At 38.5% G+C, this 14,059-nt stretch carries 13 protein-coding genes and 1 other RNA gene; 12 read left to right on the forward strand and 2 right to left on the reverse strand.

From position 1 onward, the window contains the following. Positions 1-58 precede the first annotated feature (58 nt). Complete coding sequence (locus tag LZD48_RS03700; RefSeq protein ID WP_235761386.1) at positions 59-970, reverse strand: alpha/beta hydrolase; 912 nt, start codon at positions 968-970, stop codon at positions 59-61. A gap of 143 nt (positions 971-1,113) precedes the next feature. Between LZD48_RS03700 and secG the strand changes: the two genes are divergently transcribed. From secG to LZD48_RS18715, 8 genes are all read left to right on the forward strand, one after another. After that, positions 1,114-1,344, forward strand: coding sequence for a preprotein translocase subunit SecG (gene secG / locus LZD48_RS03705; protein WP_235761387.1), 231 nt, complete (start codon positions 1,114-1,116; stop codon positions 1,342-1,344). A 74-nt stretch (positions 1,345-1,418) separates the two neighbouring features. Beyond that, the gene (locus LZD48_RS03710; protein ID WP_235761388.1) at positions 1,419-2,165 is read left to right on the forward strand and encodes an alpha/beta hydrolase; all 747 of its coding nucleotides are present in this window, start codon (positions 1,419-1,421) and stop codon (positions 2,163-2,165) included. A gap of 49 nt (positions 2,166-2,214) precedes the next feature. Then, on the forward strand, positions 2,215-4,446 hold the full coding sequence (rnr, locus tag LZD48_RS03715; protein WP_235761389.1) for a ribonuclease R: 2,232 nt from the start codon (positions 2,215-2,217) through the stop codon (positions 4,444-4,446). Between the two features lie 173 nt (positions 4,447-4,619). After that, positions 4,620-5,426, forward strand: a complete 807-nt coding sequence (gene zupT, locus LZD48_RS03720) for a zinc transporter ZupT (RefSeq protein ID WP_235761390.1) — start codon at positions 4,620-4,622, stop codon at positions 5,424-5,426. A gap of 74 nt (positions 5,427-5,500) precedes the next feature. Continuing rightward, a complete protein-coding gene (gene smpB / locus LZD48_RS03725; RefSeq protein ID WP_235761391.1) occupies positions 5,501-5,965 on the forward strand; it encodes an SsrA-binding protein SmpB in 465 nt (154 codons plus the stop codon). Between the two features lie 103 nt (positions 5,966-6,068). Beyond that, positions 6,069-6,405: a transfer-messenger RNA gene (ssrA, locus tag LZD48_RS03730) on the forward strand. 1,262 nt (positions 6,406-7,667) lie between these two features. Continuing rightward, positions 7,668-8,696 carry a flavin-containing monooxygenase gene (locus LZD48_RS03735; RefSeq protein ID WP_235761392.1) on the forward strand — a complete coding sequence of 343 codons (1,029 nt, stop codon included), beginning with the start codon at positions 7,668-7,670 and terminating at the stop codon, positions 8,694-8,696. A 177-nt stretch (positions 8,697-8,873) separates the two neighbouring features. Continuing rightward, positions 8,874-8,999 (forward strand): hypothetical protein, encoded by a 126-nt coding sequence (locus LZD48_RS18715; RefSeq protein ID WP_255770462.1) that lies wholly within the window; start codon positions 8,874-8,876, stop codon positions 8,997-8,999. Positions 9,000-9,212: 213 nt separating this feature from the next. On the opposite strand, the gene LZD48_RS03740 is transcribed toward LZD48_RS18715, so the two are convergent. After that, entirely contained in the window at positions 9,213-9,527 is a 315-nt protein-coding gene (locus LZD48_RS03740; protein WP_235761393.1) for an AbrB/MazE/SpoVT family DNA-binding domain-containing protein, read from the reverse strand. 287 nt (positions 9,528-9,814) lie between these two features. Here LZD48_RS03740 and LZD48_RS03745 point away from each other — a divergent pair, with 287 nt between their 5' ends. The 4 genes from LZD48_RS03745 to ccsB are packed head-to-tail and all read left to right on the forward strand — an operon-like array spanning position 9,815 to position 14,043. Continuing rightward, on the forward strand, positions 9,815-10,522 hold the full coding sequence (locus LZD48_RS03745) for a cytochrome c biogenesis CcdA family protein (RefSeq protein WP_235761394.1): 708 nt from the start codon (positions 9,815-9,817) through the stop codon (positions 10,520-10,522). Positions 10,523-10,559: 37 nt separating this feature from the next. Further along, on the forward strand, positions 10,560-11,135 hold the full coding sequence (gene resA, locus LZD48_RS03750) for a thiol-disulfide oxidoreductase ResA (protein WP_235761395.1): 576 nt from the start codon (positions 10,560-10,562) through the stop codon (positions 11,133-11,135). Between the two features lie 31 nt (positions 11,136-11,166). After that, on the forward strand, positions 11,167-12,807 hold the full coding sequence (gene resB / locus LZD48_RS03755) for a cytochrome c biogenesis protein ResB (protein WP_235761396.1): 1,641 nt from the start codon (positions 11,167-11,169) through the stop codon (positions 12,805-12,807). 45 nt (positions 12,808-12,852) lie between these two features. Then, positions 12,853-14,043: a c-type cytochrome biogenesis protein CcsB gene (gene ccsB, locus LZD48_RS03760; protein WP_235761397.1), complete on the forward strand. Its 1,191-nt coding sequence runs from the start codon at positions 12,853-12,855 to the stop codon at positions 14,041-14,043. Positions 14,044-14,059: the final 16 nt, after the last annotated feature.

Here is a 14,059-nt window from a genome sequence, read left to right on the forward strand (position 1 = left end):
TCACGATCAGTCTATAAAAGTGGACCATTATCGACTGGTCCACCTTTAGGCTTCATTTCTATAATTGTTTCATCATCCAACGCTCTAAAAAGTCGAACACTTCTTCTTTGTTCGTTTCCTGATGTAATTCATGCCTTGCCTCTGGAAAGAGGGAGACGAGCACATTGTCTAATCCAAGTTCTGTGTAGCTTTCAGCAGCTCGAAAGACACCTTTACTGTAATTACCTACCGGATCAGCATCACCGCTTACAAAGAGCATCGGAAGGTCTTTTCGAATCTCTTTGTTGCGCTTCGCATCTTGCATAAGAAGAATACCTGTTAATAAATCAACGAAAAACCCGGCAGTTGGCACATAGCCAGAAAGTGGATCAGCAATATAATCTTTTACGACTTGCTCATCCCTTGATAGCCAGTCAAAGCTCGTCAGTCTTTGGGCGATTTTGTTATTGTAATGCCCGAATACGAGATTATTCATAAAGGTGGATTCTTTCTTGGGGGCCTGAAGAGACGCAATTTCTAAACCCAGCTTACTGCTGCGCTCTGGGAAAAATCCAGTACCCGATAAAATGACACCAGTGATCTCATCTGAATACTTCTGAATAAAGTTTCTCGTTATAAAGGAACCCATACTATGACCGTAAATGAAAACCGGTAAAGCGGGATGTTTCTTTTTCACATGGTTTACAAGTAGATACAGATCTTGCACCAAGGAGTCGAATCCGTTTGTTTCAGCGATGAATCCGAGCTGTCCTTGTTTCTCTCCTGTTTTTCCATGCCCGCGGTGGTCATCCCCGTAGACAATAAATCCTTGGGTGTTGAAATAGGCTGCAAGCTGATTATAGCGGCGGATATGCTCCGTCATCCCGTGGGAAATGAGCATAACAGCCTTTGTATCGCTCATTTCCTTTCCCCAACATTGAACATATAATTCACAATCATCTTCCGCAATTAGCCAAAATCCATCATTCATCTTAAACTCATCCTTTCGAGTCTATTATACTGGCTATTGTTAAAAAGAAAAACAATAAAACTAAAGTATTATCTTGCTATGTAAAATGTACTTGTGATAAAGTATATAATAGCAATTGTTGTCACGGGAGGTGTCATTGTATCATGCAAATGGCAGTTAATATTTTATTGGTAATCGATGCACTTATTATGATCGTTCTTATTCTTCTGCAATCCGGGAAAAGCGCAGGGCTGTCCGGAGCTATATCAGGTGGTGCTGAGCAATTATTTGGAAAACAAAAAGCAAGAGGGATCGATTTGTTCTTACACCGGGGTACCGTTGTAACGGGAATCCTATTCTTTCTCTTAGCTTTCTTAAGTGCATATGTTATATAATAATGGTAATTGCCCTTATCACGAATGTGGTAAGGGTTTTTTTAAGAGTAGAATTTTTAAAGGAGTAGATATACATGAAAATTAAACAGCCACAACCATTTACATTCGAAGCAGGACCGAGGGCTGTTCTATTATTACACGGTTTTACAGGTCATACGGCGGATGTAAGAATGCTCGCGCGGTTCCTGGAAAAGAAAGGCTACACATCCCATGCTCCAATTTACCGGGGACACGGCGTTCCACCAGAAGAATTGATTGAAACAAACCCAGATCAGTGGTGGGAAGATGTTAATAAAGCATTAAACCATTTAAAAGAACTAGGATATGAAGAGATTGCAGTTGCCGGTCTGTCACTTGGCGGAGTACTCGGATTAAAACTAGCCTATTCCACTCAGCTGAAAGGAATCATTTCCATGTGTGCTCCGATGTATTTTGATAATGAGACACAATTAACACAAGGATTTGAACTCTTTGCTAAAGAATATAAACAACTCGAAAAGAAAGACCCTGAAACGATCGAACGAGAAGTTACAGCTGTCATGGAGGGCTCTGATGAAGTTTTCTCCTTACTGAAGGAAACAATTGATGAAGTACGCGGAAATATTGATACAATTTACACGCCGACATTTGTTGTCCAAGCGAGGAATGATGCGATGATTAATACGGAAAGTGCAACCTATATTTACGAGAATGTAGAAGCCGACTTAAAAGAAATTAAGTGGTATGAAGAGTCTGGCCACGTCATCACATTGGATAAGCAAAAAGATGAGTTACATGAAGATATTTACGCATTCCTGGAGAAGCTCGACTGGAATGTATGATTAAAAAAATTCGGAGCGGTAATAAATATAATGAAAGTAGGTGAGATGAATGAAAGAAAGATTGCTTACATTCTTCAATGAAACGGAAACCCGGCCATTAAGTGTCGATGAAATGGAAGAGAAGCTGGGCATTGAAGATGCAGAAGAATTTAAGGAACTAGTCAAGACGTTGAACGCTCTTGAAGATTCAGGTGAACTTGTTCGCACGAGAAAAAATCGGTACGGCTTACCTGAGAAGATGAATCTTATTTTAGGCCGGATCCAGATGCATAATAAAGGGTTTGCCTTCCTTCTCCCAGAAGAAGAAGGATTAGAGGACATCTATATTAACCCATCAGATCTCAATTCTGCGATGAACGGAGATAAAGTACTTGTAAGACGAGAAAAACAATCCTATTCAGGCGACCGGGCGGAAGGTGTCGTTCTCCGAATATTGGAGCGGGCCATCACCCAGGTTGTCGGCACATATGATGATAACAAAAACTTTGGTTTCCTCATTCCGGATGATAAACGGATACCGCATGATATCTTCATTCCAAAAGGCAAAGCGAATGGAGCAATTGATGGTCATAAAGTAATCGCCCATATTACGAAATATCCAGAGGCTTGGAGCAGTGCAGAAGCTGAAATCACCGAGATTCTTGGTCATAAAAATGACCCAGGTATTGATATTATTTCCATTATTTATAAGCATGGAATAACAGTTGACTTTCCCGAAGAAGTTTTGCAACAAGCTGCGGAAACCCGTGATACAATTTCCCCAGAGGAACTGGAAGGAAGAGCCGATCGCAGAAATGAACAAATCGTGACAATTGACGGGGCAGATGCAAAAGATCTGGATGATGCGATTTCAGTTAAAAAGTTAGACAATGGAAATTATCAGCTTGGCGTTTACATTGCAGATGTCAGTTATTATATTGAAAAAGATTCTCCAATGGATAAGGAAGCATATGAAAGAGGGACAAGTGTCTATTTAGTAGACCGAGTTATCCCTATGATTCCGCACCGGCTTTCCAATGGAATCTGTTCATTGAATCCGCAAGTCGACCGGTTGACAATCGGCTGTGAAATGGAAATTACGATGAGCGGTGAAGTTGTAAAACATGAATTTTTCCCTGCTGTAATTAACTCGACAGAGCGAATGACTTACACCGATGTGAATAAAATTCTTGTTGATGAAGACGCGGAATTACGGGAAAAATATGCGGAGCTCGTTCCGATGTTTGAACGGATGGAGAAGCTTGCGGAGATTTTACGTGGCAAAAGAAAAGGCCGCGGTGCAATTGACTTTGATTTCAAAGAAGCGCAAGTGCTTGTCGATGAGGAAGGGAAGGCACAAGATGTCGTGCTCCGTGAACGTTCGGTAGGAGAGCGGCTAATTGAAGAGTTCATGCTTGCTGCAAACGAAACGGTAGCAGAACATTTCCACTGGTTAGATCTACCGTTTATTCATCGGATTCATGAAGAACCGGATGAAGGAAAGCTTGAGAGTTTCTTTGAGTTCCTTGCAGGTCTTGGTGTTTCTGTGAAAGGAACCGCTAATGAAATCCACCCGCAAGCATTACAAAAAGTGCTTGACAAAATTAAAGATGAACCAGAAGAAATGATTGTGTCCAAACTGATGCTGCGTTCGATGAAGCAGGCGAAGTACGCTCCGGAAAGTGTTGGTCACTTCGGACTTGCTACAGAGTTTTATACGCATTTCACGTCACCAATTCGCCGGTATCCCGATTTGATTGTTCACCGTCTTATCCGTACGTATCTATTTGAGAAGAGGATGGATAAAAAGACAATTTCCCACTGGAGGGAAGCACTTCCCGAGATTGCAAGGCATACGTCTGAAATGGAAAGAAGAGCAGTTGATACGGAGCGGGAAACGGATGATTTGAAAAAAGCGGAGTATATGGAAGATAAGGTTGGTGAAGAATTTACCGGAGTAATCAGCTCGGTAACCAACTTTGGATTGTTTATTGAACTGGAAAACACAGTGGAAGGGCTCGTTCATGTCAGCTATTTGACAGATGATTATTACCATTACAATGACCGGGCGCACGCTTTAATTGGCGAGCATACAGCGAAAGTTTATCGTGTGGGTGATGAAGTGAAAGTAAGAGTTGCCCAAGTGAATTTGGATGAACGAGCGGTAGACTTCGAGCTCCTGGAAGCTAAAACAAAGAAACGGCGCAATGAAGGGAACAAGCAAGCGATACCAGCTAAAAGAAAGAATAAAGCAAACGGAAATCCAAAAGGGAAAAAGAAGAAACGAAAGAAAAAAAGCTAGAAAACAGTGGGGAAAGGCTCCACTGTTTTTCATTTAAGCAAATTTCCAATAGAAGTTGGATGAGGGAAAAACCTTTGTTGACTCCTAAGTTATTCTTGATTTATAATATTTATATGTCAAAATTTATAGATCGGGTATATATATAGAATAGACTGCATGTTGGAGGTGGTGTATTGGATAATGTAACCCTTGCATTAATGTTTACTCTTTTTGCAGGGCTTGCTACCGGTGTTGGGAGCTTGCTTGCATTCTTTGCTAAGACAACAAATACGAAATTCCTTTCTTTTGCACTCGGTTTATCAGCCGGTGTTATGATTTATGTTTCAATGATTGAAATCTTTTTTAAAGCGAAAGATGCACTTATATCTTCATTAGGGTATACAGAAGGTTATTGGGTGACAGTCCTTGCTTTCTTTAGCGGTATGTTATTAATAGGTGTTATTGATAAGATCATACCATCGTATTCCAATCCTCATGAAATTAAAAAAGTCGAGGATATGGAGAAACCGGGAAAAGCAATTCAAGATCCCGAATTAATGAAGATGGGAGTATTTACAGCAATAGCAATTGCCATTCATAACTTTCCAGAAGGGATTGCAACGTTCATTTCTACGTTACAAGACCCTTCTGTCGGCTTTGCAATAGCAGTTGCGGTGGCGATTCATAATATTCCTGAGGGGATTGCGGTGTCTGTACCGATCTACTATGCGACAGGCAATCGAAAAAAAGCATTTATGCTTTCATTTCTTTCTGGTCTGGCGGAACCGGTTGGAGCGGTCCTTGCCTTTCTAATTTTAATGCCATTTTTAAATGAATTTGTCTTTGGTGTTACCTTTGCCATGGTTGCTGGTATTATGGTATTTATTTCACTCGATGAACTGCTGCCGGCTGCGAAGCGTTATGACCAGACGCATTTATCAATTTATGGCGTGATTGCTGGAATGGCAATAATGGCGATTAGCCTGATATATTTACAATAAACAGGATATTCATTGGAATAAATATGATAATTTGATAAAATGAAGTTCTATGGAAGTGATTGGGAGGTGTTCCAATGCCAAAAGGAGCAGGAAAAACAATTGCAGTAAACAGGAAAGCGCGCCATGATTTTTTCATTGAAGAAACATATGAAGCAGGGGTTGTTCTTCAAGGAACGGAAATTAAATCTCTCCGACTTGGTCGCGTGAGCATTAAAGATGCACACGCAAGGATTATCAATGGTGAAGTATTTCTTGTGAATCTGCATATAGCGGAATATGAACAAGGAAATCGGTATAACCATGATCCGACTCGTTCCCGTAAGCTTCTCTTACATCGCAATCAGATTGATAAATTAATTGGTCTCACGCAGCAAGAAGGATACACACTTGTTCCACTTAAAATTTATATAAAAAATGGATATGCCAAAGTGTTGATCGGTCTTGGTAAAGGGAAGAAAAGGTTCGATAAACGGGAAGACCTGAAACGGAAACAAATGAAACGGGATGCGGACCGTGCGTTAAAAGAATACAATCAGTAAACGGTGTGCGCAGTCAGCGCCCCTTTTCATTTTTGTGAGGTTGTGTTATAATAAATACAGAGCTCAGGGCTCCCTCCCGAGTGTTCTCATTATATGGGGACGTTACGGATTCGACAGGGGTAGGTTGAGCTCAGGTTGCGCGTCGAGGTTACGGCTCGTAAAACGTAAACGCCTATAACTGGCAAAAACGAAAATTACTCTTTAGCTGCTGCATAAGCAGTCCTAAAGGATCCTTCCTACAATCGCCTGTGTTGTAGATAGAAGGGTCTCAAACTCAAGCAGGCTGGACTGACTTCCACCGTCTGAGGATCGTCAGTCGAGATGAATCAGACTAGCTATCACAAAGCCTGTTGGTAGGCCGAGTGCATAGTGAAATACGAATATACCAACTACACGTGTAGAAGCCTGAGTGGCAATATCTCTGGACGTGGGTTCGATTAGTAAATAGTCGCCTTTTGTAGCAATACAAAAGTGAAAACTCGGCTTTATCGGTGAAACCTAAGTTGTCTATAATTTTGATTTCAAAAATGAGGATAAAAAAAGACCGAGCAGTTCGAGGCGGCGTAGCTTTGAGTAGCGGAACGTATACAGTTCATACGTGAGCAACGGAAAAGCAAGCCAACGAAGAAATGCGAAGGTTATTTTTACCGGAGTTTTTATTAGGCAATAGGGCAATACCGAGTGGTATGTGGAGCAATCCAACAGCCATGTATCGACTTATAGGCTGCCAACTTGGTAGTACTAGGATACGAAATCCTGCCATCCTGTGACAAATATATATTTCGTATAATACGCCGAGGGTCCTTAAATAAAAAGGACCAAGATATAGTCAGTGCCGTGACGAAAGCATGGAAGGACATGTCCCACCGTCTCCACCAATACATATGTTGGTGGTTTTTTTATGTTTTGTGACGTAAAGCATAAAATTTCCGTTTGGAAACTTTATGCTTTATTTGATTTCAGGAAATTTTATGCTTGATTTGGTATGATGTAAAATTTCGGTAAAAAAGAAGAAAAAATGAATCATACAATGAATGCAAAAATTATTAGATATATGAAATATGATTTCTATGGACTCAGACAAATTGTTAATGTTATCTTAGTTCTAAAGGATAACAAATTTTATAATAAAGAGAATGAATTCAAACATTGGAAATATATCTTAATTGAAAATGAAGTATATTGGGAGAAATATCAGAGACTTTTTCCTAAAGAACTGCGAATAAATGATAATAATCTACCAACTGAAGAATGATGGAATTGGAATAACTATCATATCCATCCGGAATTAATGTCTAATCTAGATTCGAAAGCTAAAGTTACTTTTATTCCTGGTGCGGGCAGAACTAAGGTTTCATTTCATTTTTGAGGACACTTTTAAATATGAAACCGGTAATAGAACCCGAATATTTCGATGTTTGTCCGTTTTGCTCATCCATCCTGAAATCGATGCAATGATGCCATACGAATTAAGTGAGCCTTTTTATAACCGGTTGCAAGCTGATAAAACTTGCTAATTTTAGAAGGCACCGTTCATTTACTAATCAAACAATCGGGTGTGGAACAGATGAAAACATGCCTTTCAAAATTTTTATTTGAAATTGAAAAGACTTTGGGCTTATTAAACACCAACTTGTACATCAATCAGTTTAGAGATTTATAATCATTTGAAAAAGAAGTTTTTAATTTGAGGGGGATAATAATGTACGACACAATTGTTATAGGTGCTGGCCAAGCGGGTCTTGCAACGGGATACTATCTGAAACAGACTAAGCAAAGTTTCATTCTTTTAGATAAATGCAGCGAGGTAGGAGAAAGCTGGAAGGAAAGATATGACTCTCTAGTTTTATTTACCCCTCGAATTTATAGTTCTTTACCTGGTATGGTTCTTGAGGGAGAGGAACAAGGCTTTCCTGTTAAAGATGAAATTGCTTCTTATCTAAAAAAATATGTAAATAAATTTAAAATCCCTATACAATTCAATACAACAGTTGTAAGTGTTACAAAAGTGAATGATTATTTTTTAATAGAAACAAATAAACAAGAATACCAGTCAAAAAATGTTGTGATTGCAACGGGTTCTTTTCAAACACCAAGCATTCCCTCATTCTCTCAGGGGTTATCGGATAATATCCTACAACTTCACTCATCACAATATAAGAATCCTGAACAGTTGATAAAAGGCAATGTACTTGTAATTGGCGGTGGAAATAGTGGTGCTCAAATAGCTGTCGAAGTATCAGAAGAAAGAGATACATACTTGGCTTGTAGTGGTAAACTAAAATTTTTGCCTATGACGGTTGGAAGTAAAAGTATCTTTTGGTGGTTTGATAAATTAGGAATTTTAAAGGCAAATGAGAAATCGCTGTTTGGAAAATTGCTTCAACAAAGAGGAGATCCTATTTTTGGTCATGAGTTAAAAAAAGCAATACATAATAACAAAGTGATTACTAGAGAAAGAGTTACTGGAGCCAATGAAAGTCAAGTAATATTTAAGGATACATCAACTCTAGAGGCTAACAATATCATATGGGCGACGGGTTTTAAAATGGACTTTCCCTGGTTAAAGATAGATGGGGTGTTCAATAGAGAAGGCAAAGTAATACATGAACGAGGTGTATCCAATATTCAGGGACTATCATTTATTGGTTTACCCTGGCAGTACCGCCGTGGTTCAGCCTTACTTCAGGGGGTAGGCTATGACGCGGAATTCATCGTCAGTCAAATATAGCGTATACCGGAGATGGCGGAAAATTATTTTAGCTTTCTGTAAATGATTAGCTATCAATATAATTCGTCTGATTTGTTCAAAGTCGCTTAATGAGGAATTCTACAAATACATTAAAAAAACTTTGCCGTATAATCAAACAATCCTTTGATTATTTGTTTGAATATAAGGAGGGCCACGATGGCTAAAGATACATGTGAAGTTACCTGTATTAACGAAGAAAAGGTAACAAGGGATAGATTGGCTAACCCTTTGGATTGCGATTCTTTCAGATATGGGAGCAACTATTTTGGTAGCGTTGAATAGTTTGCGACTGATGAGTGTAAAAGAATAGTACGCTTGTTTCAATAGTTAAGACCATATTCTAACTATTAGGAACTTACTTAGAAGTAAGTGGAAAATCAGAAATTAAAGCATACTAACTAGGGTAATATTTAAAAAGGTGATCATTGAAATCGGTCGCCTTTTTAAAATGGACAAAATCGACTGTTGATTGTGATGTTTATATAGGTAACTCATTTAAAACTTTGCGTTTATCCTCAAGATAATAATATTACTATTAGTCAAGTAAAGATTAAATACATCGCCACTTTCCAAAGATAGAAGCTTGATAAATTCTTGAGGTATCTTCACCGATCCTCTATCGTTTAAAATCATGTTATTTTCCAGCGTATCTTTGTACAGTTTTTGTATAATTAAATCTTTAGATTTTAAGCTAATTGTAACTTCATCACCACTTGTTAAATTTAATGATTCTCGAATTAATTTAGGTATAGTAATTGTATATCCATTCGATAAAGTACAAGTTCCTCTCAGAGAATAGTTTTTTCTCATCACTGATCCTCCATAAGTAAATCATTATATTTGTATTCCTTGTCTATCTTTAACAAATTTATTTCCATTGTAAAACGAAATTGTGGAGAATTTATGAAGTTGTAAGATCTTATAAAAGGCTTCTAAGGTTCAATCAAAAAGATTATAGAATTTCAGTTACCTTCTAGCTTTAAAGTAAATTTGACACTTTTGTTACTGTTTTACTTGTCAGCCAAATCTCGACACATTCTACATAAATTTTTCCTATAATAACGACAAAATATAAAAATAAGTAGTAGGTGAAATTATTGGGAGAAGTAACGTTATTTCTAGCGTTTGGGGCTGGATTACTTTCTTTCATATCCCCTTGTTCGCTACCTCTTTATCCTGCATTTCTTTCCTATATTACAGGAATGACAGTAGACGAATTAAAAAACGAGCGAGGAATATTGAGAAAGAAAGCTTTAATACATACCGTTCTTTTTTTATTGGGTTTTTCAATTATCTTTTTAGCGATTGGGTTATCCACCTCTTTTATAGGTGAATTCTTTCTAGCCTATCAGGATTTGTTAAGACAGCTTGGCGCAATTATATTGGTGTTCTTCGGCTTAGTTCTCACAGGTGTTTTTAAATTTAACTTTTTGCTGAAGGATAGAAAAGTTCAATTTCGAAAAAGACCTGCTGGGTATCTAGGTTCGGTTTTAATTGGATTAGGTTTTGCTGCTGGTTGGACTCCCTGTACTGGGCCAATTCTTGCAGGGGTGATCGCAATGGGAGTGGCAAATCCTGGGATGGGTCTACTATATATGTCATTTTATATCTTGGGCTTTTCCATTCCGTTTTTGGTTATGACATTGTTCCTTGATAGGATGACTTTTATTAAGAAGTATGCAAACCGATTCATGGTAATTGGTGGAGTTTTAATGATTGTCATGGGTATTGTTTTATATCTTGACTGGATGACCGTGATTATTGAATTATTAATTCCTGTGTTTGGTGGATTTACTGGGTTTTAGGTGTCAATTTTTTTCTGGAAATGGAGAGGTGTAATACGTGAGTTTAGAACAAAAAAAACAGAAGAAAAGAAATAAAAAAAGAAATCGTTTGATCTACAGAACAGCTGTTTTGCTAGTACTGTTGGGGGCAATTATATTCGCAATTGTTACAAACTTACAAGCGGATAATACGGTTTATAGGGTAGGAGATCAGGCTCCTGATTTCCAGTTACCGCAGATTAATAAAAATAATGAATCCGAAACGATACAGCTAAGTGACTTGAGAGGAAAGGGAGTTATGCTTAACTTCTGGGCTACTTGGTGTAAACCATGTGAAAGGGAGATGCCGTATATGCAAGAATTATATCCCGTGTATAAAGAGAGAGGTATAGAAATAGTTGCAGTTAGTCTGGATAGTACGGAATTAGTTGTGGATCGTTTTATAGATAAATATGATTTGACATTTCCAACACCTCACGACAAATCGGGAGAGGTGAGAGATTTATATAAAGTTGGACCTATTCCAAGCACGTTTTTTATAAGCCCTGAGGGTGAGATTGTGGAGTATGTGAGTGGGGAATTGTCACTCGAAAGACTTGAAGGATATTTGCGGGATATTTTGCCGCAGAAATGAAATAGAATTTGTCTGATCGTGAGGTAATGGTATGAATAAAATTAAATGTGAATGTGGTCATATTAATCCGGAGGGTACAGTCCTTTGTGAGGCGTGCGGGAAACCGATTGAGGGTAATCAGCACATCGATGGAAATGATAAGAAACTATTATTGAATATGCGATATGAAGGATCTGCGCGACGTTCGCAAACCTACCGGAAATCATTTGTGGACAAAGTTTGGAGCTTTTTCTCTTCTGTTAAGGTAGGAGTTTGGCTTATCGTATTAGCGCTTGTTGCTTCCATGATTGGTACACTTTTCCCACAACAGCAATTTATACCCCCGAACGCTGAATCAAGGGATCCGGCAGTTTATTATGAAGCCCAATTTGGTATGGTCGGGAAAATTTACTATCAACTTGGATTTCATGAAATGTATAGCTCCTGGTGGTATTTAATCTTATTAGGCTTAATCGGTGTTTCCTTGGTTATTTGTAGTCTTGATCGCTTTGTCCCATTATATAAGGCGTTAAAAATTCAAAAGCCTAGAAGACATGAAACATTTCTTAACAGACAGCGCTTCTTCAGTGAAACAGAAGAAGTATCCAAAGCGGATATTGGACAAGTAAAAGAGAAATTAAGAAAACAACGCTATAAAGTTACAGAGCAAAACGGTCATATTCTTGCTGAAAAAGGAAGATTTTCCAGATGGGGTCCATACGTTAACCATATTGGTCTGATTATTATCCTCTTAGCAGCGATTTTGCGATCAACACCAATTATGTTTACCGATGAATATGTATGGGTTAGAGATGGGGAAACAACCGTCATTCCTGGTACAAAAGGAGATTATTATGTTGAAAATAAGCAATTTATATTAGATACACATGATCCAGAAGATGAACGATTTAAAGATGCACTTGAAATTTCGGGAGCGGTTGCGAGTAATTTTCAAACAGATGTTGTCATTTATAAAGCAACGAATAACGATGTTCCAGGTGCTAAACCAGAACTTGAGCCAATCTTAACCGAGTCGATTCAAATGAATAAACCTGCTAAATTCAACGGATATACATTATACCAATCTGGTTATCAGCCGAATGAGTTTAGTAGCATGACCTTTAAAATTCATGAAACGGATGATGAAGATGCAACGGCAATAGATTCTTTTACGATTAATTTATTTGAACCGGAATCAGAGTACATATTGGATAACGGTTTTCGGGCAGTGATTGATCAGTATTATCCTGATTATTACTTGGATGATGATGGTATTCCTGCTTCGGAAACGAATTATCCAAGAAACCCAGCCTTTGTTCTCGCGGTGTACCCACCGGAAACGTCCTTACCCGAAGTTAGTTTCATAGGAATTGGGAGAAATATTGATGCTACAGGAGAAAATGAATATAAAGTTGCAATCCAGGACTTTGAAACCCATTTTGTCAGTGGGATGACGTTACGAGTGGATCGTACACTAATTTTCTTCGGACTTGGTGCAGCAATCTTTATGATCGGTGTCATCCAAGGAATGTATTGGCAGCACCGAAGAGTCTGGATTCATCCGAAGAATAATGGATTGTTGCTTGCAGCACATACAAATAAGAACTGGTTTGGCCTTGCAAGAGATATAGAGAAAGCGATTGAAAAAACAAATATAAAGATGGTGGAAGCTAGGCAAGAGCTAGACAAGTAGACTTTTAATTGTCTAGCCTACTAACTTCTTAGGAGGGTGTTTTGATTGGATTTAGTTAATCTTAGCGGTAATTTGCTCTATGCTGCTTTTATTTTATATTTAATTGCGACGCTTTTTTTTGGAGCGACGATTCGCGACAAGCGCAGTACAAAGAGTAAAAAAGGAATTTCAGGAAATATCGCAATTACGATAACAATACTCGGATTTTTAGCACAATTAGGTTATTTCATTACAAGATGGATGGCTAGTGGACATGCACCACTCGGAAATATGTTTGAATTTGTAACATTCCTGGGAATGGCAATGGTGCTAGGATTCATTATTATTTATTTTATGTATCGAATCGGTTTTTTAGGACTATTTGCCTTACCGTTAGCCATGATAATCATCGCTTATGCAAGTATGTTCCCTACTCAATTAGCACCGCTTGTTCCAACATTAAATACAAGTTGGCTGTATATCCATGTTTCCACCGTAGCGGTAGGACAAGGGATTTTATTTATTAGTTTTGTTGCAGGGCTCATGTATCTCATTAAGAAAATTGATCAAAAAAAGCGAACGAAGAAGAATATTGGACTTGAATTGATTCTGTACATGATTTTTCTGTTCGTTGGTTTTATCGTGAGTACCACAACATTCAGTATCATGGATTACGATGCAACCTTTGAATATCAGGATGGAACTCAAATTATTGAAACGGAATATCGTTTGCCTGCAATTGCAGCTCCGAATAATGGGGTGTTACTTACGGAGAATGTAATGGAGCCTTGGTTTGAAGCGCCAGGATGGATGCAGGGGGCCGATGCTGGTAGAAAGTTTAATACAGTAATATGGTCTGTGATCACAGGCACGATTCTTTATGGACTAACCGTGCTCATTTTACGAAAACGAGTGGGAGCAGCCTTACAGCCCTTATTACGCGGAGTTAAAGCCGAACTTTTAGACGAAATTATGTATCGGGCAGTTACGATCGGCTTCCCAATTTTTACGCTAGGCGGATTGATATTCGCATCTATCTGGGCCCAAATAGCCTGGGGTAGATTCTGGGGATGGGATCCGAAAGAAGTATGGGCGCTGATTACTTGGTTCTTCTATGCTGCCTTCTTACATTTACGCTTATCAAGAGGCTGGCATGGGGAAAAGTCTGGCTGGCTCGCCGTCATTGGCTTTGGTATTATTTTGTTTAATCTAATCGTGGTTAACTTAGTTATTGCTGGACTACATTCTTACGCTTAAAATTGATGTATGAACA

The organism is Oceanobacillus alkalisoli, from assembly GCF_021556485.1.
Lineage (GTDB): Bacteria > Bacillota > Bacilli > Bacillales > Amphibacillaceae > Oceanobacillus > Oceanobacillus alkalisoli.

Bases quoted from the DNA above. Each gene is read 5' to 3' on its own strand.
- smpB (WP_235761391.1), top strand. From the start codon at position 5,501: ATGCCAAAAGGAGCAGGAAAAACAATTGCAGTAAACAGGAAAGCGCGC.
- LZD48_RS03740 (WP_235761393.1), bottom strand. From the start codon at position 9,527: ATGAGAAAAAACTATTCTCTGAGAGGAACTTGTACTTTATCGAATGGA.
- LZD48_RS18715 (WP_255770462.1), top strand. From the start codon at position 8,874: ATGGCTAAAGATACATGTGAAGTTACCTGTATTAACGAAGAAAAGGTA.
- secG (WP_235761387.1), top strand. From the start codon at position 1,114: ATGCAAATGGCAGTTAATATTTTATTGGTAATCGATGCACTTATTATG.
- resB (WP_235761396.1), top strand. From the start codon at position 11,167: ATGAATAAAATTAAATGTGAATGTGGTCATATTAATCCGGAGGGTACA.
- rnr (WP_235761389.1), top strand. From the start codon at position 2,215: ATGAAAGAAAGATTGCTTACATTCTTCAATGAAACGGAAACCCGGCCA.
- LZD48_RS03710 (WP_235761388.1), top strand. From the start codon at position 1,419: ATGAAAATTAAACAGCCACAACCATTTACATTCGAAGCAGGACCGAGG.
- LZD48_RS03700 (WP_235761386.1), bottom strand. From the start codon at position 970: ATGAATGATGGATTTTGGCTAATTGCGGAAGATGATTGTGAATTATAT.
- LZD48_RS03735 (WP_235761392.1), top strand. From the start codon at position 7,668: ATGTACGACACAATTGTTATAGGTGCTGGCCAAGCGGGTCTTGCAACG.